We start from the raw sequence: 22,724 nt of genomic DNA, 5'->3' as shown, positions 1-22,724 counted from the left end.
CGAGCAGCATGGGAATTACCTCCGATGTCGATGTACAAATCCTGGACGTACGTCCAACAAGATCTAAGTACAGGCTGTCCGCTTTGCCCAGAAAATGTGACGCAGGATACCGAGGGGAACGGCGAGGGATCGGAGGTCAGTCCGCGATCATCCGGAGCAGCGCCGCCACCGCGCGGAACGGCAGCGACAGGAGCCGCAGGAACAGGACGCCGAGCTCGGCGAGTGTCGCCACCGTGTCGGCGGCGTCGGCCGCCCACTCCACCCGGTCCGCGGCTCTGCGGCCCCGCCTACGACGTCTGTCCACCGGCGCACGGTAGCAGGTGGTTCGCGAAATCTGACAGGAGGATGTTTCAGATTCCACGGCAGGAGTTATCCGGGCGGTGTCGGGGTGCGCGAGCCGCCGGGGAGGACGGCCGCGCGCCCCGACACCGCCGGGAGTGCGCGCCCCGGGGCTGCCGGGAGTTCACACCGTCAGCCGGCCAGGTGCCGCGCGATGACCAGCCGCTGGATCTGGTTCGTGCCCTCGAAGATCTGGGTGATCTTCGCGTCCCGCATGAAACGTTCGACGGGGAAGTCGCGGGTGTAGCCGTAGCCGCCGAGCACCTGCACGGCGTCGGTGGTCACCTTCATCGCCGCATCGGTCGCGACGAGCTTGGCGACCGACGCCTGCCGCGAGTAGGGCAGGCCGGCATCCTTGCGGCGCGCGGCGTCGATGTACGTCGCGCGGGCCGAGTCCACCGCGGCAGCCATGTCGGCGAGGACGAACCCGAGTCCCTGGTGGTCGATGATCTTCTTGCCGAACGCCTTGCGCTCCTTGGCGTATGCGGTGGCCTCGTCGAGCGCGGCCTGCGCGAGACCCACCGCGACGGCCGCGATGCCGAGCCGGCCCGAGTCGAGCGCGCTGAACGCGATCGGCAGGCCCTGGCCCTCGGCGCCGATGCGGCGCTCGCCGGGCACGAACGCGTCGTCGTAGTGGGCGGTGGTGGTCGGGATGGCGTGCAGACCCATCTTCTCCTCGGGCTTACCGAAGCTCAGGCCCTCGGTTCCGGCCGGCACGAGGAAGCAGGAGATGCCCTTCGAGCCGGCGTCGGAGGTCCGGGCGAACAGCGTGTAGAAGTCCGCCTTGCCGCCGTTGGTGATCCACGCCTTCGATCCGGAGATCCGGTAGCCGCCGTCCACGGCCGTCGCGCGGCAGGCCAGGGCCGCGGCATCGGACCCGGCCTGCGGCTCGGAGAGGCTGTAGGCGCCGATCGTGTCGCCGCCGAGCATGTCCGGCAGCCACTTGTTCTTCTGCTCGTCGGTGCCGTGGGTGGCCAGCGCGAAGCACGACAGCCCGTGCACGCTCACCGCGACGGCAACCGCCGCCCAGCGGGCGCCGAGCTCCTCGAGCACCTGCAGGTACACCTCGTACGGCTGGTTGCCGCCGCCGAATTCCTCCGGGTACGGCAGGCTCAGCAACCCCGCCGCGCCGAGGGCCGGGAAGACGCCCTCGGGGAACGTCTCGGTGCGCTCGTGTTCGACGACCCGCGGGGCGAGAACCTTGTCCGCGACGTCGCGGGTCAGTTCGATGAGGTCGTAGGCCTCGGGGGTGGGCAGCAGGCGCTCGACAGGCACGGCAGACTCCTCGATCGGAAATAGTACTGAGAACGATACTGCAGTACTGTATGAAGTATGACAAGGGCGGGGATCCGACGCGGCACGGCACGTCAGGCGCAGCTGTTCGACCAGCTCGTCGCCCTGTTCCTCGCCGCGGGCTTCGCCCACTTCACCCTCGACGACATCGCCGCCCGCCTGCACTGCTCGAAGTCGACGCTCTACACCCTCGCCGAGAGCAAGGACCGCCTCGTCCGCGCGGCCACCGTGCACTTCTTCCGTGGCGCCACCGAACGCGTCGAGGCCGAACTCGACGGCCACACCGGCGCCGCCGACCGCATCCGCGCCTACCTCGAAGCCGTCGGCCGGCAACTCGAACCCGCCTCCGCGCAGTTCATGGAGGACATGGCCGCCGCCCCCACCGCCCGCGAGGTCTACGAACGCAACACCCGCCTCGCCGCCGAACGCGTCCGCGACCTCATCGCCGACGGCGTCGCCGCCGGCGAACTGCGCGACGTGCACGCCGCGTTCGTCGCCGACGTCGTCGCCGCTGTCATGGTCCGCATCCAGCAGCGCCACGTCGCCGAGGCCACCGGCCTGCCGGACGCCCAGGCCTACCGCGAACTCGCTGCCCTCCTGACCCACGGCCTCACCGCCTGAGCCGCCTACCATCGGCCCATGGACGCCGAAGCCCCGATTCGTCTCGAGATCGTCGTCGCCAGCGTGCGCGCCGGACGGATCGCCCCCGTCGTCGCCGACTGGTTCGCCGCCACCGCACGGCAGCGCCCCGAGTTCGACGTCGGCGTGCTCGACCTCGCCGACACCCCGCTGCCGCAGGATCTCTCCGGCGGCCCTGAGGCCGAGGCGTTCACCCGGCGGATCGAGGCGGCCGACGCATTCGCCGTCGTCACCTCCGAGTACAACCACGGGTACCCGGCCGCCCTCAAGACCGCCATCGACACCGTCAAACGCGAATGGCGCACCAAGCCGATCGGATTCGTCTCCTACGGCGGGCTCTCCGGCGGGTTGCGCGCCGTCGAGCAACTCCGGCAGGTCGTCGTCGAGGTGCACATGGTCCCGGTCCGCGAATCGGTCAGCTTCCACCGCGTCAAGCACGCCTTCGCCGCCGACGGCACCACCACCGACGGCGCCGCGATCGACGCCGCGCAGCGCATGTTGAACCAGCTCGCCTGGTGGGCGCGGACCGTGCGCGCCGGGCGGGCCGCCCAGCCCTACCCCGGCTGACGGAGCCGGCTCAGCGCGCGGGCGCCGGCTCCGCGGCACGCGGACGGCCGATGTACGCGGCCTCGGCGTCGATGCTCACCAACGACAGCGACAGCCGTCGGCCACCCGACGCCAGCACCACCCGATCGCCGGCCGCTCCGGGCTGCAGGATCGACACGTCCGGGCGCTCGCGCGGCCACCGATCCGGGTGTGCGTGCACATGGATCGCGGTCGTCCCGGCCGGGACCGTCGCCGGCCGCACGCCGTCGTACACGATCGTGTCGAAGCCCCGATCGTCGCCGGCCAACCGCAACCGGTCCGGACCCGCCGCGGCCAGCAGGGGACGCCAGGCCAGGGCGCGATCGGTGTGGATCACCACGCGGGCGCCCGTCGCCACCGCCCGGAACACCACCTGCTGCGCCAGATACAGCTCCCCGGCGACATACACGGTGCGCACCCCCCGGTCGGTCAGGCGGACGGACACGGCCGCACCGGACTCGTCCGCGCCGAGCAGTTGCCCGCATCCCGTCACCGGCAGCGCCAGGGCGTCGACGTCGGCGAGGTGCATGGTGCGCAGCGGGATCAGATCCTCGAGCCCCACCGCGGCCGTCGGGATCGACGCCAGCAACCCGTCCAGTTCGCGGCTCCACAGCCGTCGGGTGCCCGGCATCCGGATCCTCGGCTCGGGCGTGCGGCTCGTGCCGCGCACCGACGCTCCCACCCGCACGGCTCCCGGCTCGGCGCCGGGGCGCAGCCGAACCGCGATCGTCGCCGACGACAGTGACTCGGACCAGACCCGGGTCATGATCGCCCGGTCGAGGTGCCCCGGCTCCACCACCGCGGCGCGACTGTAGCCGCCGGGAAGCCGTACTGCGCCCCGATCCTCCTCGAGCAACGCCGGATCCGCGCACCCGGCGACAGACTCCACCGCCCAGGCGATCTCTCCCGCGCCGAGGATCCTCGCGGTGTGGTGCTGCTCCGCCAACGCGCGCACGACGCGCCGCGCCGCGGCGGTCACCGCGCGCGCCGCGCCCTCCGAGCCGCCGCCACGGCGGGCCACTGCGGCCGGGCAGGCGACGGAGTCGAACCGCAGCGCGAGCCACACGGTGCACGTCGCGGCGGCGGGCAGCGGCCCGATCAGGCGCTCGTACGCCGCACCGGCGGCGGTCTCGTCGCACACCCGGCTGCCGTGCACGATGACGTCGATTCCGTCGAGGCCGACGTCGTGCGTGGCGAGGCACGCGGCGATCGCGGCCAGCGGAAGCCGGCGCAGCGGTTCGGCCCGATCTCGTGTCAGCCGGGTGAGCTCGCCGGCCGTCGGTACCAGCTCGACCACCGCCACGACGGCGGTGCCGTCCCAGCACACCCCGACCGGTCGATCGTCGCCCGCCGCGACGTCGACGATCACCGGGCCGGACCGCAGCGAACGGCGCCGGAACCGCCACCACAGCCGCCCCCATTCGACGGCGTCGAGTCCGTGGACAGGCACCGCCACCGCCAGCGCGGCCAGTACCGCCACGGTCACCGCAGCGGGAAGCGGGGCGCCCGTCGCCGCCGCCGTCGTCGCGCCGATCACCGCCGCGCACTGCGCCCGCACCACCGTCACCACGCAGCGGCGCCGTGGCCGCCGGAAGATCCCATCCTGCACGACGATTCCCCCGTTCCCGCCGAGCGACGGCCCGGCCCCCCGACGTTCCCGGACGGAACTGTACTGTGTTGCGGCGGAGGGGGCGTCGTACGGGGGAGAATCGATGGGAGCGCAGCCGACCACGCGCTGGCAGGTCAACGGCTACCGATTTCTGGTGCGCCGCATGGAACATGCACTGGTGCGGCGAGACGTGCGGATGATTCACGACCCGATGCGGTCGCAGTCGCGTGCCCTGGCGGTGGGCGCCGTCCTCGCCTGTGTCGGGCTCGCCGGCTGTGCCGCGCTCGCTCTGCTCCGCCCGCAGGACAGGATCGGTGACGCGGCGATCGTGGTGGGACGCGATTCCGGCGCGATGCTGGTCGCGATCGACGGCGCCTTCCATCCGGTACTCAACCTGGCCTCCGCCCGTTTGGTGCTCGGGCGGCCCGAGGCCCCCGCCGTCGTCGCCGACGGCGAATTCGAAACCCGGCCCCGGGGACCCCTCGTCGGTATCCCCGGTGCGCCGTCCGCGCTGGCACACGTCGCGGCACCGCTGCCGTGGACGGTGTGCGACACCGGGACGACCGACGGAAGTCGTTCCGTCACAACGACCGTCACCGGGGGAGGGCCGGCCTACGGCGAGCGCGTGCGGCCTCTCGCCGACGACGAGGCCCTGCTCGTCGCGGCCGACGGCAGGCACCATCTGGTCTACCGCGGCTCCCGCGCCGAGGTGGATCTGGCGGACCAGGCGCTCACCCGCGTCCTCGGCATCGATGCCGGCATGGCACGTCCCGTCGGACCGGGCCTGCTCGCCGCGCTCCCGGAGGTGCCGCGGCTCGAGGCCCCGCGGATCCCCGGTGCTGGCGGCGAACCCGGCTATCCGATCGGATCGCTGACCGTCGGTTCGGTGGTCCGCGTCGCGGTGCCCGACGGGAAGAGGTTCTACGTCGTGCTGCGCGACGGCGTGCAGGAGGTGTCCGAGGCGACAGCGCAGATCGTCCACTTCACCGACTCGCAGGGCGCCGCGGAGATCCCGGCCGTCGCGCCGGACGTGCTGCGCGATGCTCCGACCGTGCGGGGTCTCGCGGTGGACACCTTTCCCGCCACCGTGCCCACCGTCGTCGATGCCCGCGACCGTCCCGTCGCCTGCCTGACGTGGACCCCGGGGGTCGGCGCGGCCGAACGGTCGCGGTCCGTCGTCGAGGTGTCGGCGGGTTCCGCGCTGCCGCTGCCCGACGGCGCGGTGCCCGTGTCCCTGGCCCAGGCGGACGGCGCCGGGCCCGAGGCCGACAGCGCCTACCTCGCGCCCGGCCGGGGGGCGTTCGTGCAGACCACCTCCGTCGCGCCGGACAGCGCGCGGCGCGGCGCCCTCTTCTACGTGTCCGACACCGGCGTGCGCTACGGGATCGTCGACGCAGAAGCCGCGACCGCCCTGGGATTCTCCGAACCGGTGCCCGCGCCGTGGCAGATCGTCGAACTGTTCGCGCCGGGTCCTGCACTCGGGCGGGCGGAGGCACTCGTCGCCCACGACGGTGTCGCGCCGGATCACGACCCGGCGCCGGTCGGCGCCGGCCGCTGACGACGGCGCCGCAGCGGCGCGGTCGCCGACGCCGCCACCCCCAGGACCGCGAGCACCACCGCCGCCACGACGACCGCGACGTCCCTGGGCCGGTGATCCGGCGGCGTCCGCGGTATCGGCGCCGCGACGGCCACCGAGGCCGGCGCCTGCGGACGCCGCTCCCTCGGCGGGGCGGTCACCGCCGCGACGGGGTCGATCACGCCGTGGCCCACCCGCGGATTCCAGCCCTCCGCCGGTGCGTGCGCCGTGGCCTCGATCCGCATCGCCACGGCGCGGGCATCGAGGTGCGGAAACCGCGCCCGTACCAGCGCGACGGTCGCGGCCACCAGCGGCGCGGCGAAGCTCGTGCCCGACACCGGCACCGGGCCCTCGGCTCCCCGGTAGGCGTCGACGAGGCCATCGGCGGTGGGATGCAGGGAAACGACCCCGCTGCCGGGCGCGGCGACGTCCACCCACGGCCCCGGCAGGCTGTAGCTCGACGGTGACCCGTCCGGCTCGACCGAGCCGACCGTGAGTACGTAGTCGTCGTACCAGGCCGGCGAGGCCACGGTCGTGACCGCGCGCCACGGATCGTCTCCCGGCCGGAGAGGATCGAGCCCCTGCGGGTTCGACCCCTGGCAGCGGTCCTCCACGTTGCCGGCTGCGGCCACGACGACGGCGTCCTTCACCTCGGTCGCGTACCGCACCGCCGCCCCGAGTTCGGGGTCGTCGATGCCCTCCGCGGCCGGCGCGCAGGCGACCTCGGAGATGTTGATGACGGTGGCGCCGAGGTCCGCGGCGCGGCGCACCGCCATCGCCATCGTGCGCACGTTGCCGTAGCCGGGCGACGTGCGCGCATCGTGGTCGGCGGGATCCGACCGTCGCGCCGAGAAGTGGCGGCTGGACTGGCGCACCGTGAGGATCCGCGCATCCGGGGCGCCACCGGCGAACCCCGACCCGGGGATCGGCTGCGCCGCGACGAGCCCCGCCACCAGGGTCCCGTGGGCGTCGCAGTCCTGCGTCCCGTCGCCCGAGGAGACATAGTCGCCCCCCGGTACCAACCCGGGCAGCCGCGCATTGCGGCCCACTCCGGTGTCGATCACCGCCACGAGCTGCCCCGCCCCGCGACTCAGCGGCCACACGGCCGGAAAGTTCAGCACGCGCTGCGGTTCCGGGATCGAGGCGCTGTCGCCGGCGACGTCGACCGTGGTACACGGCGAACGCTGCCCGGTGTCGTCGACGGGCCCGGGTTCCCCGGGCGGGGGCAGGCGCCCGGCATCGACGGGCGGAGGTTCCGCCGCGGCGGACGGGGCCGTTCCGAAGGACGAGGCCGTCAGCACCAGGGCGACGACAACGAGGCGTGCGCCGCGGGCCACGTCAGAACCCGCGGACGGCGGCGTAGAGCCCGGTGACCCAGCAGGCCAACGGCACGATCGTCGCGATCACCGCGTACTCGACCACTTCGGCGGCGCGGCGCTGCACCGGCGTGAACGATCGTCGCGGCGCGACCACGCCGAACACCAGCGCTGCGGTCGCGACGGCAAGGGCGAGGGCGAACACGACGACGGGCGGCGCGGATCCGCCGACCGCGGCCGCGCCGAGCAGGCCCACCGGCACGGTTGCGCCGCCTGCCACCAGCAACGTCGCCTGGCGCGCATCGGTGTAGGTGCGGCCGCGCAGCATGATCACCGCCGCCGCGGCGACGGCGAGGGCGGTGCCGGGCAAGCGGAGACCGTCGCCGGACAGCGGCGCCGCGGCACACCACGCGCCCGCGACGACGAGAACGGCTCCCGCACCGATCAGCCCGGTGAGGTGGTCGCGTGCCCGCGCGGCGGCCGCCGCCAGCTCGCTGGGATCGGGCAGTGACCGGTCCCCGCCGTCAGGGGAGTCCGGTCCGTCCCTGCCGTCTTCGGTCTGCGGCGCGGGGGTCCCGGTCCCGGGACCGGGCACCGGCGGCAACGGCAGGTCGGCGAATTTCATGGCGAGGCGGGGTGCGAATGTCACCGTCAGCAGGGCCGTGACGACGACACCGGCGCCGACCGCGGAGGCGGAGATCCCGGTCGAGGCGGCGACGAGAAATGCGGCCGCGGCGGTCGCGGCGACGGCGGCGACCGCGGTGAAGGGTGCCCTTCCGACGGCGGTCAGCAGCAGGACCAGGGTCGCCACCGCCCCCGACAGGACCGCCCCGAGCATGGGGTGCGCCGGTCCGAAAGAGCCGGGCACCACGAGAATTCCGGTGGCGAAGGCGGCCGGGACCGCGCAGGCGCACAGGAGCGCCGCGGTGCGGTGGTCGTCGCGGGCCCGCCCGAGCAGGATCCCGGCGAGCAGGAGCAGGGCGGCGAGCGCGGCGCAGCCGGCACCGGCGGCCGCCCGGCCGTCCGGGGAGGCAAGTCGCAGCAGGGCCCCCACCCCGACGACCGTCGCGGACAGGGCGACGACCGCCGCGACCGCGGCCGCCGCACGCGGCGACCAGCGGCCCGCGCCGGCCTCGTCCGCCGTCGCGACGCTGTGGGTCACGTCGTCGAACAGCGGGGGTGGCGCAGGTGCCGACGCGTGCTCGAGCACCAGCAGGTCCCCGTCCCGGACGCCGTGCTCGTGCAGGCTCAGCGCGGCGGCGAGACGCGACGATCCGAGACGGGCCAGCGCCCACGCCTCGGGCTCGACCCGCTCGGAGGAGGCGTCGAAGTCGTTGTGGGACCGGTGGGCGGTGATGAGATCGACGACCCCCGGCACGAGCAGCGCGACAGGGACGTCCGCGGGTAACGCGAGGTCGACCTGTGTGTGCTGGGCCAGCACGGTCACGCGGCAGAGTTCGGGCGCGCCGATCCGCCCCGGTTCGGTGTGCGCAGCCGTCATCGTCCATCCCCCCGTCGTCCCCCGACAGTGCTGCGGTCCGGGCCGGGCTCGCCCGCCCGGTGTCGCCCGGACCTCGCGGAGACGATACGACATCGCTTCGCGCAGGCCGTCTTCGCGCCTGCCTGCGTGCCGATGTCGCAGGGGTGCGTTACCCTTCGTCGACCGTGGGGGGACGGCCGTCGTGAGGACGGCCGGCACGGTGCGGGTCGGGGGTGGGGTGTGAGCACGGTGCGGGTCGGGGGTGGGGTGTGAGCACGGTGCGGGTCGGGGGTGGGGTGTGAGCACGGTGCGGTTCGTGCGCAGGCCGCGGCGCGAGGTGCCACGCGTGCCGGCGGGTGAGGTGAGAATGCAGGCCCCGCCGGAGATTCCGCGTTCGACGCCGGGAAATCTCCTGGCGAAGCTGCTGCCCGTCGTGATGGTCGCCGCGATGATCGGCATGGTGGCGCTGATGTTCGGTTCGGGGATGGCGCGAAGTCCGATGTCGCTCGTCTTCCCGCTCATGATGATCGTCTCGATGGTGGGCATGCTCGCCGGCGGCGGCCGCGGAGGCGGGGCGAAAGCGGCCGAGGCCGACGAGGACCGCAAGGACTACCTGCGGTATCTCGATCAGCTCCGGCGGGAGGTCCACGACACCGCAGACCGGCAGCGGAGGGCCCTGGAGTGGACGCACCCCGACCCGGCCGTGCTGTGGACGCTCGCGGGAACGGTGCGCATGTGGGAACGCGACGGAGCCGACGCCGACTTCTGCCACGTGCGGGTCGGGCTCAGCGGCCAGCGCCTCGCAACCCGGCTGATCGCCCCCGACACGGGTCCCGTCGAGGACCTCGAACCGGTGGCGGCCGTGTCGCTGCGCCGGTTCGTGCGCGCGCACTCGGTCGTACCGGCCCTGCCGACCGCGGTGTCGTTGCGGGGGTTCGCGGCGGTGTCGCTCGGCGGCGATCGCCCCGCGGCCCGTGATCTGGTGCGGGCGATGCTGCTGCAACTGTGCACCTTCCACAGCACGGACGTGCTGCGGATCGCCGTGGTGTGCGGTCCGGACACCGCCCCGGAGTGGGAGTGGGTCAAGTGGCTGCCGCACGCCCAGAACCCCGAGATCGCCGACGGTGCGGGCAGCGCCCGCACCGTGTTCGGCTCGGTCCGGGATCTCGAGACCGCGTTCGCCGACCGCCTGACGGGCCGCGGCCGGTTCGTCCGCAACACCCCACCGGTCGACGGTGTGCCCCAACTGGTGATCGTGATCGACGGTGGCGTACCCGGCTCCGGGTCGGGGATCCTCGACGACGGGCTCGACTCCGTCACGGTCCTGGACCTGTCCGCGTCGATGCCCCGGCTGTCGGCCACCCGCGGGCTCGAACTCGTCGTCGGTGAGGGCCGATTGGGTGCGCGCGCCGGCGAACGCGTGGAGACCTTCGCGGTCCCGGACGGAGCGAGCGTCGCGCAGGCGCAGACGGCGGCGCGGCGCCTGGCACCGTACCGCGCCGCCCAGCGGGTCGCCGAGTCCGGCAACGGGGAGAATCGTTCGGCGCCATGGGAAGACCTGCTCGGTCTCGGTGACGTCGCACAGTTCGATCCGGAGCGGGCGTGGTCGCCGCGGCGGGGCCGCGACCGGCTGCGCGTGCCGATCGGAATCGGAACCGACGGTGCACCGGTCGAACTGGATCTGAAGGAGGCTGCCGAGGGCGGGATGGGGCCGCACGGACTGTGTATCGGCGCCACCGGGTCCGGGAAGTCCGAACTGCTGCGGACCCTGGTGCTCGGTCTGATCGCGACGCATCCCCCCGATGCGCTGAATCTCGTCCTCGTCGACTTCAAGGGCGGCGCAACCTTCCTCGGGCTCGAGTCGGCCGCGCACGTCGCGGCGGTGATCACCAACCTCGCCGACGAACTGGCCATGGTCGACCGGATGAAGGACGCCCTCGAGGGCGAGATGAACCGAAGGCAGGAACTGCTGCGCGCGGCAGGGAACTTCGCGAATGTGGGCGACTACGAGCGCGCCCGGGCCGGCGGTGCCGCGCTGGCTCCGTTGCCGGCGTTGTTCGTCGTCGTGGACGAGTTCTCCGAGCTGCTCACGCAACAACCGGAATTCGCGGAACTCTTCGCCGCGATCGGACGGCTGGGACGATCCCTGCACATGCATCTGCTGCTGGCCAGTCAGCGGATCGACGAGGGCCGGCTGCGCGGACTCGACAGTCACCTCTCCTACCGAATCGGCTTGAAGACCTTCTCGGCCAACGAGTCCCGAAGCGTTCTCGGAGTCCCCGACGCCTACCATCTGCCGCCGTCGCCGGGCACCGGATACCTCAAGTGCGACTCGGCGGAGATCGTGCGGTTCGCGGCCGCCTACGTGTCGGGTCCCTACGAGCCCCGCCGCTCGGGCCGGCCGGTGATCAGGCCGGGCACGGCGACCTCCCGGCCGCGGCTGTTCACCACGGCCGAAGTACCCCTCGCGCACCTCGAACCTGGTCCCGGGCCGGCCGAGCCCGGCGTGGATCCGGTCCCGGCGGAGGAGAGCCGCTCCGTGCTCGATGTCCTGATCGGCCGGGTGCGGGGTCACGGCACCCCCGCGCACGAGGTCTGGCTGCCGCCCCTCGACGCGGCGCCGAGCCTGGACCGACTGGTCCCGCGGTCTCTGCTCACCGGCGACGTGCTGCCGCGGAGCACCCTGCGCACGCCGATCGGCATCGTGGACCGCCCGTTCGAGCAACGGCGGGATCCGCTGCTGGTGGATCTCGCCGGCTCGGCGGGCAACGTGGTCGTCGTCGGAGGGCCGCGCTCCGGCAAGTCGACGGTGCTCCGCAGCCTCGTCCTGTCGATGGCGATGACGCACACTCCCGAGCAGGTCCAGTTCTACTGCCTGGACTTCGGGGGCGGATCCCTCGCCGGGCTCGCGGGCCTTCCGCACGTCGGGTCGGTCGCCAACCGGCTCGACGCCGACCGGGTGCGCCGGACGATCGCCGAACTGACTGCCCTGCTGCGGCGCCGGGAGGGTCGTTTCGGCGCGCTGGGCCTGGAGTCGATGGCCGAACTGCGCCGCCGCCGGGAGGGCGGCGGTCCGGCCGCGGACGTCGATGCCTTCGGCGACGTATTCCTCGTGATCGACGGCTGGCCCAGCATCCGGCAGGATTTCGAGGCGCTGGAGCCGCAGGTCGGCGTGCTGGCGGCGCAGGGGTTGTCCTTCGGCATCCACGTGGTGCTCACCGCACCGCGGTGGGGCGACGTACGGCCGGCGATGCGGGACCATCTCGGGACCCGCCTCGAGCTGCGCCTCGGCGATCCCGCCGATTCCGAGTACGGCCGCAAGAAGGCGGCGGCGGTGCCGGAGGGCCGCCCGGGCCGGGGCATCGACCGCCACGGACTGCACGTGCTGTCCGCGCTGCCGCGTGTGGACGGCAGCTCCGAGGTCGTCGACCTCGCGGCGGGACTGGCCGACGCGGTGGCCGCCGTCGCCGCGGCCGCACCGGGCCGCCCCGCCCCGCCCGTGCGCATGCTTCCCGATCGCGTCGATCGGGCCGGGGTGCTCGCGGCGCTCGCGGACCGATCGGCTGCCGGTGGCGCGCCCGGGGAGCGGCGGTTGTTCGTGCCCGTCGGCATCGACGAAGCCGAACTGGCCCCCGTGGGGATCGACTTCTCCGAGCAGCCTCACCTGCTCGTTTTCGGTGACTCGGGTTGCGGCAAGACGACCGTGCTGCGCGGCATCTGCCGCAGCCTCGTGGAGTCCCACACCGGCGCACAGGCCCGCATCATCGTCGGGGACTATCGGCGCACCCTGCTCGGCGTCGTCGAGGGTGAGCATCTCGGCGGATACGCGCCGTCCGCGGTGACGTTGTCGGCGATGGCCCGCGACCTCGCGGCGGTGTTCGAGCGGCGGATGCCCGGTCCCGACGTCACCCAGCAGCAACTGCGTGAGCGCTCCTGGTGGTCGGGACCCGAGGTGTTCGTCGTCGTCGACGACTACGACCTCGTCTCCGCGGCGAGCCAGTCGCCGCTGACGCCCCTGCTGGAGTATCTGCCCCAGGCCAAGGATGTCGGGCTGCACCTCGTCCTGGCGCGCCGCTCCGGGGGAGCCGGGCGGGCTCTCTTCGAGCCGGTCATCGCGCGGCTGCGGGAATTGTCGGCGGCCGGCCTCGTGATGAGCGGCAATCGAGAGGAGGGAGCGCTCGTGGGCACCGCGCGTCCGCGCCCGATGCCGCCCGGACGGGGCATCCTCGTGCAACGCGACGGGGAGACGCTCGTGCAGACGGCGTGGCTGCCGCCGCAATGAGCGACGTCCACGCGCTGCACCTGCAGGTCGTCCCGGGTCGGGTGTACGCGCGGCGGTCCGATCGGACCGTGACGATTCCCGCATCGGCTCCCGGCCGTGTCCCCACGGACGACGATGCGCCGCTGGCGACCCTGCTCGGGTACGTCGCGGCGACGGCAGGCGCGCCGGCCGGCCTCGACACGGTGGTGGTGGTCCATCCCACCGAGTGGGGCGAACGTCGGCGGGAGGAGTTGCACACGGCCGCCCGGCAGGTCGCGCGAAATGCCGTCCTCCTGACCGCCGCGGTGGCCGCGCGCCGCGCCGCGCCTGTGGGCGACGGCGAGCGATGCGCGGTCGCGGAGGTCGACGGCGCCGGCGTGACAATGGCGGTGCTGAGCGCCCCCGACGGCGGCGACGTCGACCGCATCGCGCGGGACCCCGACCTCGACGAGGGACTGCTCGACTCGCCGGCGGGAGCCGAGCGGCTGGACCGGCTGATGCGAAACGTGTGCGGTTCCGTCGATCCGGATGTCGTCCTCGTGACGGGGATTCCGGGCGAGCCGCCCGGAATTCCGCTGTGCGAGCGGATCGCCGAGCGGCTCGGCCGCGGCATCCGGGTGATACCGGTCGCCGCGTCCGAGGTGCTGGCCGCGGTGCCGGAACCCCCGGCCGTCCCGTCGGGGGACACGGAGCCGCTCCCACAGTGGCTGCACACCGTGCCGGCCTCCCGGTCGACCCGGCCCGTCCGCCGGATCCGTTGGGCCGTCGTGGCCGTCGTGGCCGTCGTGGCCGCGACGGCCGGCTGGGTGTGGACTGCAGGACAGGGCGCGGACCTGCCCGCGGTGGGCGCGGAGGTTCCCGTCGCCGGCGACTCGGCCGATGAGTCCTCGGCGACGAGACAGCCCATGCCGCGCCCACCTTCGGTTCGTCACGAACTCGGGCCCGTCCGGCTGGAACTGCCGGGGGGCTGGAGGGTCCGCGACCCTGTGCCTGCCGGGGCCGAGCGCGTCGAACTCGTCCCCGCCGGCGGGAGGGATCGGCGAATAGTGCTGGTGCACAGTCTTCTTCGTGAAGATATGGACTTGGCCGGCGTGGGGGAGGTGCTGGCCCGGCGCGCGGACGAACGTTCCCCGGTGATCCGTGACCTCGACCCCGACACCACCTTCGCGGACCGCCCGGTGATCGCCTACGTGGAGGCGCCGGACGAATTCTCGCTCGTGCGTTGGTTTGTCGTGGTCGAGTCCGGCATGCAGGTGGCGGTCGGATGCCAATTCCTCGTCGACGAATGGGCGGGAATCAAGAACGAATGCGAGCAGGCCGTCCACACCGTGACGGTGGAGTAGCGGATCGCCCCGATCGCCGAGCAGGGGAACCCGGCGGACAGGCGCTGCGTCCAATCGGATGTAGGCGCGAACCGGCTTCGGCCACGGTGGGCCGGAGGGATACGGGACGCGGGACGACGGAGGAGACAGGCGTGACGCAACCAGGGCAGGGCAGTTCGAATCGGGTGGCGACCGACGTCGCGACCATGGAGACGGCGGCGCGGCAGATCGAGGACTCCCACGGAGAACTCGAGCAACTGCTCGGTGCGCTGCGCACCACCGTGTCGTCGTCGCCGGACGTATGGCAGGGCCGGTCGGGGATGGCGTTCACCGACGTGATGTCGCGATGGGACCGCAGCGCCCTCCAGCTCAACGAGGCACTGGCCGCGATCGTCGCCGGCATCCGTACCAACGGCCGGGCGTACGAGGACACCGTCCAGGCCCAGGCGCAGTCGCTGAACGTCCTCGGCGACAGCCTCCACGGCACCTACTGACGCCGCTGCGGGCGGGCCGGTGCGGAACCGCGCATCGGCCCGTGCGCACAACACGACTCACGACTCGAGGAGAACGAACGAATGAGTGGACCCGATGTGATCCGGCAGGACTTCGGTGGCATCGACGACCTGCACACCCGCGTCGTCGGACTGCAGCGCGGCATGAACGACACGCTCGACCGGATCAGGTCACAGGTCGAGCCGCTGGTGCAGACCTGGGACGGGCAGGCCCGGTCCGAATACCACGTCACCCAGCAGAAGTGGGATCGGGCATCCGCCGAGCTGAATCTGCTGCTCGACCAGATCGCCGTCGCCGTGGCGCGGGGCAACGACGAGATGCGCAGCGTCGAATCCGAGCTGGCACGGAGGTGGCAGGCCTGAGGCGACACGAGTAGCGAGCGACGTCCCGGTGGTGGAGAGGCCGCCGGGACGTCGTGCTGTTTTGACCGTGCACACACCTCCCCGGTATCGTGTGCCGTTGGCGTGTCGTCCGTCGTCGTTGCCTCGTGCGCGGCGAACGTCGCTTCTCGGGTCCCAACTGGCCGCCGGAAGCGATCATCGGCGGCGCGCGGGCCAGCAGCGAAACGATAGACGAGGAAGATCTGTGTCTACGTACACACCGAAGGCCGGCGACGTGACCCGCCAGTGGCACGTCATCGACGCCACCGACGTGGTGCTCGGCCGCCTCGCGGTGCAGGCGGCGAACCTGCTCCGCGGCAAGCACAAGCCCACTTTTGCCCCCCACGTGGACGGTGGCGACTTCGTCGTCATCATCAACGCGGACAAGGTTGCCATCTCCGGCAACAAGAAGCAGGACAAGCTCCTGTACAACCACTCCGGCTACCCGGGCGGCCTCCGGTCCCGCACCGTCGGTGAGGTTCTGGAGAAGAACCCGGACCGTCTGGTGGAGAAGGCCGTCACCGGCATGCTCCCGAAGAACAAGCTCGGTCGCGCGATCGCGAAGAAGCTGAAGGTCTACGCGGGCCCGAACCACCCGCACACCGCGCAGCAGCCGGTGCCGTTCGAAATCAAGCAGGTGGCGCAGTGACCGAGAACGTGAACGAGAACTACAGCGACGAGTACACCGACGCCGAGAACGTCGAGGTCGCCGCGGACGAGTACGTGGCCGAGGAGGCCGCTCCGGCTCCCGCGCCGATCGTGTTCGACCGCCCGGTGCAGACCGTCGGCCGCCGCAAGGAGGCCGTCGTCCGCGTCCGCCTCGTGCCCGGCACCGGCAACTTCGTGCTCAACGGCCGCACCATCGAGGACTACTTCCCGAACAAGGTGCACCAGCAGCTCGTCAAGTCGCCGCTGGTCACGGTCGAGCGCACCGAGCAGTTCGACGTGCATGCCCGCCTGCACGGCGGCGGCCCGTCGGGTCAGGCCGGCGCCCTGCGCCTGGCCATCGCCCGCGCGCTGATCGAGGTCACCGCCGAGGATCGCCCCGCGCTCAAGCGCGCCGGCTTCCTCACGCGTGACCCGCGTGCCACCGAGCGCAAGAAGTACGGCCTGAAGAAGGCCCGTAAGGCACCGCAGTACTCCAAGCGCTGATGTGCCGCCGACGCTGACCTCGTCAGCCTCGGCTCCTGTTCGACCACGAGAGCAGGCGCCGGTAGAGAATTCCCTACCGGACGCCTGCTCTCGTGCATTGACGTACTTTTTGCGACAGCAGGCGGCGCCCGCGGACGGCGGAGACCGCATTTCTCGACGTGGAGGACTTTGCTCGATGGGTCGGATGTTCGGCACCGATGGCGTGCGAGGCTTGGCGAACGCCGAGCTCACGGTCGAACTGGCGGTACGGCTCGCCGGGGCGGCCGCGACCGTGCTGGCAGGCGGTGCCGAGGGCCGGCGCCCCGTCGCGGTGGTGGGCCGCGACCCCCGTGCCAGCGGGGAGATGCTCGAGGCCGCCGTGACCGCGGGCCTGACCGCGGCCGGCGTCGACGTGTTGTCCGTCGGGGTGCTGCCCACCCCGGCTGTCGCGTTCCTGACCGGGGCCTACGACGCCGACCTCGGCGTGATGATCTCCGCGTCGCACAACCCCATGCCGGACAACGGCATCAAGATCTTCGCGGCAGGCGGTCACAAGCTCGACGACGCCGTCGAGGACCGTATCGAGGCCATGCTGCACGGTGAGGGCGGGGTCGCCCGCCCCACCGGCGCGGGCATCGGCCGGGTGCGGACCGCCGACGACGCCGCCGACCGCTACCTCGCCCACCTCGCGACGGCGGTGCGCATGCCGCTGACGGGCCTGACGGTCGTGGTGGACTGCGCCAACGGCGCCGCGTCGCGCGTCGGGCCGGCCGCGTACGCCGCGGCCGGGGCCACGGTCGTCGCGCTGCACGCCGACCCGGACGGGCTCAACATCAACGACGGCTGCGGTTCGACGCATCTCGACGGCCTCCGGGCCGCGGTCGTCGAGCACGGCGCCGACCTCGGTCTCGCGCACGACGGCGACGCCGACCGGTGCCTCGCGGTCGATGCGACGGGCACCGTGGTGGACGGCGACGCGATCATGGCGATCCTCGCCCTCGGGATGCGCGAGGCCGGCGAGCTGCACGCCGACACGCTCGTCGCCACTGTGATGAGCAACCTCGGCCTGCACCTGGCGATGCGCGAGGCCGGGATCACGGTCGTGACCGCCGGCGTCGGCGACCGATACGTGCTCGAGGAGCTGCGCCGCGGCTCGTTCAGCCTCGGCGGCGAACAGTCCGGCCACATCGTGCTGCCGGCCCTGGGAACCACCGGCGACGGGGTGCTCACCGGCCTGCGCCTCATGGAACGGATGGTCGCGACCGCTTCGCCCCTCGCGGAGCTCGCCGCGGTCATGCGCACCCTGCCGCAGGTGCTGGTGAACGTGCCCGTGTCGGACAAGGCCGCGGTGGCCAAGGCTTCTGTCGTCGCGGACGCCGTTGCCGCCGTGGAGCGGGAACTGGGGGAGACCGGGCGGGTGCTGCTGCGTCCGTCGGGCACCGAACAACTGGTCCGGGTGATGGTCGAGGCCGCCGACGACGCGGTGGCCCGCGCTCTCGCCGATCGTCTCGCGGGAGCGGTCGCCTCCGTCTGACGGCACCGATCCGACAGCCTCCATCTGTCGGCCTCCATCTGTCGGCCCTGCCCCGCCGGGGAACCGATCCGCCTCCCGCTGCGTCGAACCACCCGGGGGGACGAGGGAGGGGGCGGCGCGGTGCGTGACGGGGTGGGGCTCGACGGTGCGGCGGTCCGGGTGATCGCCGAGGGCCTGGCGGACTCGGCCGCCGAGATCGACTGGCATGCGCGTGCGTGCCGCGCCGTCGGCTTCGGTCCGGACGCGGCCGGCGACCGCTACCGGTCCGAGGCCGAGGTCGTGCGAGCGCGCTACGACGGGCTGCACCGGGCGGTCGCGGAGTGGTCGGCGGCGACGGCCGCCCGCGCGGAGGCGCTGCGGCGCGCGGCCGGGGGGTACGCGTGGCTGGAGCGGGAGTCCGAGTCGGTCCTGCGGGCCGTCGACCTGCCGCCGACGGGGGCACCGGTGACCGGAGGAGGCCGGTGACCGGGGGCGGGCAGCGGCTCGACCTGGTGCTCGACGGGGGCCGCGTCGGGTTGCGCTTCTTCGCCGAGCATCTTCCCCGCGCCGAGCGCTGCGCCCCCGGCCTGCCGTCCTGTGCGCAGTTGCGGGAACGCTACGACGAGCAGCGCGGCACGGATCCGGCCGTCCTGCTCGCGGACGCCGACGTGTTCGCCCGGCTCGAGGGTGCCCTGGGTGCCGAGGGCGCGCGGCAGCGCTCCTACGTCGACGCCTTGGCGGCGGCCTGGACCGGAGGCGGGGCGGTGGGTGCGGCCGACGCGCTCGACCGTCATGTGGCGGTCGGCGAGGACCTGCAGGCACGGCTCGGCGCCGCACGTCGCGCGCTGACCGACGCGGCGGCCGCGGTGCTCGCGATCGTCGAGGAGAAGTCCCGGGCGGCCGCCGAGTTCGCCGACACGACCGTCGGCGGGCGCACCGTCGAGGAGATCGACGCGATTCTGGCCGGCGCCGCGGGCGGCGACGGCCCGACGACAGCCCAGCTCGCCGCCTGGGATTCGGCGCTGGGCCCGGCCCCCGAACGCGCCGCTGTCACGCAATGGTGCGGGCGGTGGCGCGACGAGGTGTTCCGGCCCGGGGTGGAGACGGCCGTCGAGTCGTTCCTCGACCTGTGCGACGACACCGACCGAGCGGTGCGGGCGGTACTCGCCGAACTCGCCGCGACGCTGGCGCCGCCGGATCCCGGCCCGCGGAGCGTGGCTCCGGTGACCGATCCGTGGTCGCCGTGTGGGGCGGCGACGGACCTGGTGGCCGCGGGGCTGCGGCTGGCGACGGCCGTGGGCGAACTCACAGGCGCGGTCCTCGGTCTGGCCACGACCGTGGTGGAAGAGGTTTCCGAGGCCGTCGAGCCGGCCGGCCCGCCGCAACCGCAGCCGGAGCGTCCGCTGTCGCCGCCGCCGGATCCGGCACACCCGCCGTCGCGCACACCCGCCCCCGAGGCCCCGGCCCCCGCCGCCGCCGGAGGGACGGGAACGGACCCCGACACACCCGGCGCCGGTCCGGGCGACGACACGCCGCCCGCACCGCCCGACGAGCCGCGGCGACCGGACGAACCAGGTGACGGCGGAGCGCTCGGTCCCGCACCGCCCGACGAGCCGCGGCGACCGGACGAACCAGGTGACGGCGGAGCGCTCGGTCCCGCGCCGGCCGGGATGCCCGGCACGCGGGCGGACACCCCCGCGCGGCGGCCCGCGTCGGCGGAACCTGCTGGTGAGAGCGTCGAAGCGGGCCCCGAGGAGGAGCCTGCCGACGGCGTGGTCCTGGCGGAGGCGGGGCCGCTGTGACCGGACGGTTCGAACACATCGTCGCCGAGCACCGGGACGCGGTCGAGCGCCGGCTCGAGAACCTGCGGCGCCTCCGGGAACCCCGTGAACTCGCCGCCGGCGCGACGCGCGGGCCGGCGCCGGCCGTCGAAGAGGAGTTCTACCGCCCGAGCAGCTGGTTGATCTGAGTGCCGAGCTCGCGGTCGATCGCGTCGGGCTCGGTGAGCACCTCCGAGCCGGGAAGCTCGGCCTCGGGGTCGGCGAACGGCGCGTAGGTCTTGTCGCCGGCGAGCCGGTACAGCAGATATCCGGTGAGCAGCGCGCGGGTGACCTTCTGGGTGTTGCGCTGGGCGCCGCCGACGCCGAGGAAGGCGAGCAGGCGGCGGCCCTCGATCATGCCGTCGTCGGTGGCCTTGTGGACGGACCGCATCAGCATCTCGCCGCCCCAGGCCTGGGCGACGGCGACGGCATCGCTGCCCATCGAGCCGAGGTCCTTCTCGGCGGCGAGCACGAGCCCGGGCGCGTGCACACGCGCGGCCAGGACCGAGGCCGGCGGCGACGTCGGGGCCGGGTAGAGCGCGGCGACGGCGGCCACGTCGCGCCGGGACGCCGCAAGTACCGCAGCTCCCGCGCCCATGCCGTGGCCGACCAGGCCGAGACGGTCGGGGTGCACGCTGATCCGTCCGGTGCCCAGGCGCACGCCCACGCAGATGTCGAGGGTGGTGCCGAGGTCGGCGGCCAGGCCCAGGTGCGACGGGATCGGCCCGCGTTCGGTGCTCGGGGCGGCCACGACGATGCCCCACGAGGCGAGGTGCTCGAACAGCGCCGAGTACTTGTCGAGACCGGTCATCCAGCCGTGGCCGAACGCGACGGCGGGCAGGCCGAAGCCCTCGGCGGGGGTGTAGACGATGCCCGGCTGACCTGCGAGAGCGAGGTTGCCGCGCAGCACCGTGTGCGGTCCGCGCTTCGAGAGCCGCTGGGCCAGGGATTTCGGTTTCGCCGCCACGGCGTGAACGTTAGCCGATGATCAGCTTCGAGCGTGCCACCCGCCGGGACGTGGACGAGTTGTTACCGGCGGGTCGCGGACCAGTACCCTGCTAACCATGTGCGGAATCGTGGGGTACGTCGGGCATCGCCCGGCTCTCGATGTCGTGGTGGAGGCACTGCGGCGGATGGAGTACCGGGGCTACGACTCGGCCGGTGTGGCGGTCCTGGACGGTGCGGGCGGCCTGGCCGTCGAGCGCAAGGCGGGCCGGCTGGCCAATCTCGAGGCCGAGCTCGACGAGGTGGGGGTGGAGCACTTCGCCGGCACCACCGGCATGGGGCACACCCGGTGGGCCACGCACGGTCGTCCCACCGACCGCAATGCGCATCCGCACCGGGACGGGTCGGGGAAGGTGGCGGTGGTGCACAACGGCATCATCGAGAACTTCGCGCCGCTGCGGGTGGAGCTCGAGAAGGCCGGGGTGGAGTTCGCCAGCGACACCGACACCGAGGTGGCGGTGCATCTGGTGGCCCGGGCGTATGCGGACGGGCCGACCGCGGGGGACTTCGAGGCCAGTGCGCTGTCGGTGCTGCGCCGGCTCGAGGGGGCCTTCACGCTGGTGTTCACCCATGCCGACCATCCGGACACGATCGTCGCGGCGCGTCGGTCGACGCCGCTGGTCGTCGGGGTCGGCGACGGCGAGACGTTCGTGGCCTCGGACGTGGCCGCGTTCATCGAGCACACCCGGCACGCGGTGGAGCTGGGCCAGGACCAGGTGGTGGTGATCACCGCCGACGGGTATCAGGTGTCCGATTTCGACGGCGGCACCGACGTGGTGACCCGCCCGTTCGAGATCGACTGGGATCTGGCGGCCGCCGAGAAGGGCGGCCACGACTACTTCATGCTCAAGGAGATCGAGGAGCAGCCCGCCGCGGTGGCCGACACGCTGCTCGGGCACTTCGCCGGGGGCCGCATCGTGCTCGACGAGCAGCGGCTGTCGGATCAGGAGCTGCGCGACGTGGACAAGGTGTTCGTCGTCGCGTGTGGCAGCGCCTACCACTCGGGTCTGGTGGCCAAGTACGCGATCGAGCACTGGACGCGGTTGCCGGTGGAGGTCGAGCTCGCCAGCGAGTTCCGGTACCGGGATCCGGTGCTGGACCGGTCGACGCTGGTGGTGGCGATCTCGCAGTCCGGGGAAACCGCCGACACCCTCGAGGCGGTGCGGCACGCGAAGGATCAGAAGGCACGGGTGCTGGCGGTGTGCAACACCAACGGCGCGCAGATCCCCCGGGAGGCCGACGCGGTGCTCTACACTCGGGCCGGCCCGGAGATCGGGGTGGCCTCGACCAAGGCGTTCCTGGCGCAGGTCGCCGCGAACTACCTGGTGGGGTTGGCGCTGGCGCAGGCCCGCGGCACCAAGTACCCGGACGAGGTGGCCCGCGAGTACGCCGATCTGGCCGCGATGCCGCACCTGATCGCGCGGGTGCTCGAGACGGTCGAGCCGGTGCGGCGCCTGGCGCGGGAGCTGGCGGCGTCGTCGACGGTGCTGTTCCTGGGCCGGCACGTGGGGTATCCGGTGGCGCTCGAGGGTGCGCTCAAGCTCAAGGAGCTGGCGTACATGCACGCCGAGGGCTTCGCCGCCGGCGAGCTCAAGCACGGTCCGATCGCGCTGATCGAGGACGGGCTGCCGGTGATCGTGGTGATGCCGTCGCCGAAGGGGCGGGCGGTGCTGCACTCGAAGCTGCTGAGCAACATCCGGGAGATCCAGGCCCGCGGTGCCCGCACCGTGGTGATCGCGGAGGAGGGCGACGAGGCGGTGCGGCCGTTCGCCGACCACCTCATCGAGATCCCCGCCGCGCCGACGTTGCTGCAGCCGCTGCTGTCGACCGTGCCGCTGCAGGTCTTCGCCGCCGAGGTCGCCCAGGCGCGCGGCTACGACGTCGACAAGCCACGCAACCTCGCCAAGTCCGTGACGGTGGAATAGCGACCCCGGCGGGAGGC

At 73.1% G+C, this 22,724-nt stretch carries 20 protein-coding genes; 14 read left to right on the top strand and 6 right to left on the bottom strand.

Features of this window, described 5'->3' with window-relative positions:
• Positions 1 to 136 precede the first annotated feature (136 nt).
• Together ISO16_RS07810 and ISO16_RS07805 are read right to left on the bottom strand one after the other, a co-directional pair.
• Positions 137 to 304, bottom strand: a complete 168-nt coding sequence (locus ISO16_RS07810) for a hypothetical protein (RefSeq protein WP_170914094.1) — start codon at positions 302 to 304, stop codon at positions 137 to 139.
• Between the two features lie 167 nt (positions 305 to 471).
• Complete coding sequence (locus ISO16_RS07805) at positions 472 to 1,614, bottom strand: acyl-CoA dehydrogenase family protein (protein WP_006947196.1); 1,143 nt, start codon at positions 1,612 to 1,614, stop codon at positions 472 to 474.
• A gap of 57 nt (positions 1,615 to 1,671) precedes the next feature.
• Between ISO16_RS07805 and ISO16_RS07800 the strand changes: the two genes are divergently transcribed.
• Both ISO16_RS07800 and ISO16_RS07795 read left to right on the top strand, forming a co-directional pair.
• The gene (locus tag ISO16_RS07800) at positions 1,672 to 2,253 is read left to right on the top strand and encodes a TetR/AcrR family transcriptional regulator (RefSeq protein WP_006947198.1); all 582 of its coding nucleotides are present in this window, start codon (positions 1,672 to 1,674) and stop codon (positions 2,251 to 2,253) included.
• A gap of 18 nt (positions 2,254 to 2,271) precedes the next feature.
• Complete coding sequence (locus tag ISO16_RS07795; RefSeq protein WP_029544898.1) at positions 2,272 to 2,838, top strand: NADPH-dependent FMN reductase; 567 nt, start codon at positions 2,272 to 2,274, stop codon at positions 2,836 to 2,838.
• Positions 2,839 to 2,848: 10 nt separating this feature from the next.
• Here ISO16_RS07795 and eccE read toward each other — a convergent pair whose 3' ends face one another.
• A complete protein-coding gene (eccE, locus tag ISO16_RS07790) occupies positions 2,849 to 4,465 on the bottom strand; it encodes a type VII secretion protein EccE (RefSeq protein WP_230304497.1) in 1,617 nt (538 codons plus the stop codon).
• Between the two features lie 103 nt (positions 4,466 to 4,568).
• Here eccE and eccB point away from each other — a divergent pair, with 103 nt between their 5' ends.
• The gene (gene eccB / locus ISO16_RS07785; protein WP_072635673.1) at positions 4,569 to 6,023 is read left to right on the top strand and encodes a type VII secretion protein EccB; all 1,455 of its coding nucleotides are present in this window, start codon (positions 4,569 to 4,571) and stop codon (positions 6,021 to 6,023) included.
• On the opposite strand, the gene mycP is transcribed toward eccB, so the two are convergent.
• Both mycP and eccD read right to left on the bottom strand, forming a co-directional pair.
• On the bottom strand, positions 5,990 to 7,378 hold the full coding sequence (mycP, locus tag ISO16_RS07780; protein WP_072635672.1) for a type VII secretion-associated serine protease mycosin: 1,389 nt from the start codon (positions 7,376 to 7,378) through the stop codon (positions 5,990 to 5,992). The two genes, eccB and mycP, sit on opposite strands and share 34 nt — an antisense overlap.
• 1 nt (position 7,379) lies before the next feature.
• The gene (eccD, locus tag ISO16_RS07775; protein WP_072635671.1) at positions 7,380 to 8,858 is read right to left on the bottom strand and encodes a type VII secretion integral membrane protein EccD; all 1,479 of its coding nucleotides are present in this window, start codon (positions 8,856 to 8,858) and stop codon (positions 7,380 to 7,382) included.
• A 277-nt stretch (positions 8,859 to 9,135) separates the two neighbouring features.
• Here eccD and eccCa point away from each other — a divergent pair, with 277 nt between their 5' ends.
• The 10 genes from eccCa (at position 9,136) to ISO16_RS07725 (ending at position 19,926) form a co-directional block, all read left to right on the top strand.
• The gene (eccCa, locus tag ISO16_RS07770) at positions 9,136 to 13,119 is read left to right on the top strand and encodes a type VII secretion protein EccCa (RefSeq protein WP_072635670.1); all 3,984 of its coding nucleotides are present in this window, start codon (positions 9,136 to 9,138) and stop codon (positions 13,117 to 13,119) included.
• Positions 13,101 to 14,441 (top strand): type VII secretion-associated protein, encoded by a 1,341-nt coding sequence (locus ISO16_RS07765; RefSeq protein WP_230304496.1) that lies wholly within the window; start codon positions 13,101 to 13,103, stop codon positions 14,439 to 14,441. Before eccCa ends, ISO16_RS07765 begins: the two co-directional genes overlap by 19 nt.
• A gap of 131 nt (positions 14,442 to 14,572) precedes the next feature.
• Positions 14,573 to 14,914, top strand: coding sequence for a WXG100 family type VII secretion target (locus tag ISO16_RS07760; protein ID WP_230304495.1), 342 nt, complete (start codon positions 14,573 to 14,575; stop codon positions 14,912 to 14,914).
• Between the two features lie 81 nt (positions 14,915 to 14,995).
• On the top strand, positions 14,996 to 15,295 hold the full coding sequence (locus tag ISO16_RS07755) for a WXG100 family type VII secretion target (RefSeq protein ID WP_006934921.1): 300 nt from the start codon (positions 14,996 to 14,998) through the stop codon (positions 15,293 to 15,295).
• Positions 15,296 to 15,518: 223 nt separating this feature from the next.
• On the top strand, positions 15,519 to 15,962 hold the full coding sequence (gene rplM / locus ISO16_RS07750) for a 50S ribosomal protein L13 (protein WP_006934922.1): 444 nt from the start codon (positions 15,519 to 15,521) through the stop codon (positions 15,960 to 15,962).
• Entirely contained in the window at positions 15,959 to 16,465 is a 507-nt protein-coding gene (gene rpsI / locus ISO16_RS07745; protein WP_006934923.1) for a 30S ribosomal protein S9, read from the top strand. The genes rplM and rpsI overlap by 4 nt, the downstream gene beginning before the upstream one ends.
• 175 nt (positions 16,466 to 16,640) lie before the next feature.
• A complete protein-coding gene (glmM, locus tag ISO16_RS07740) occupies positions 16,641 to 17,978 on the top strand; it encodes a phosphoglucosamine mutase (protein WP_072635668.1) in 1,338 nt (445 codons plus the stop codon).
• Between the two features lie 120 nt (positions 17,979 to 18,098).
• Positions 18,099 to 18,443, top strand: coding sequence for a hypothetical protein (locus tag ISO16_RS07735; RefSeq protein ID WP_230304494.1), 345 nt, complete (start codon positions 18,099 to 18,101; stop codon positions 18,441 to 18,443).
• Positions 18,440 to 19,759 carry a hypothetical protein gene (locus tag ISO16_RS07730; protein ID WP_075288610.1) on the top strand — a complete coding sequence of 440 codons (1,320 nt, stop codon included), beginning with the start codon at positions 18,440 to 18,442 and terminating at the stop codon, positions 19,757 to 19,759. Before ISO16_RS07735 ends, ISO16_RS07730 begins: the two co-directional genes overlap by 4 nt.
• Positions 19,756 to 19,926, top strand: a complete 171-nt coding sequence (locus ISO16_RS07725; protein ID WP_006934931.1) for a hypothetical protein — start codon at positions 19,756 to 19,758, stop codon at positions 19,924 to 19,926. The genes ISO16_RS07730 and ISO16_RS07725 overlap by 4 nt, the downstream gene beginning before the upstream one ends.
• On the opposite strand, the gene ISO16_RS07720 is transcribed toward ISO16_RS07725, so the two are convergent.
• Entirely contained in the window at positions 19,899 to 20,744 is an 846-nt protein-coding gene (locus ISO16_RS07720) for a dienelactone hydrolase family protein (RefSeq protein ID WP_029544807.1), read from the bottom strand. The two genes, ISO16_RS07725 and ISO16_RS07720, sit on opposite strands and share 28 nt — an antisense overlap.
• Before the next feature lie 97 nt (positions 20,745 to 20,841).
• Between ISO16_RS07720 and glmS the strand changes: the two genes are divergently transcribed.
• Positions 20,842 to 22,707: a glutamine--fructose-6-phosphate transaminase (isomerizing) gene (gene glmS, locus ISO16_RS07715; RefSeq protein ID WP_029544805.1), complete on the top strand. Its 1,866-nt coding sequence runs from the start codon at positions 20,842 to 20,844 to the stop codon at positions 22,705 to 22,707.
• Positions 22,708 to 22,724 lie beyond the last annotated feature (17 nt).

The organism is Rhodococcus sp. M8, from assembly GCF_015654185.1.
GTDB lineage: Bacteria > Actinomycetota > Actinomycetes > Mycobacteriales > Mycobacteriaceae > Rhodococcus > Rhodococcus aetherivorans.
Note: the sequence above shows the minus strand (reverse complement) of the source record. Positions and strands in the feature narration are given on the sequence as shown.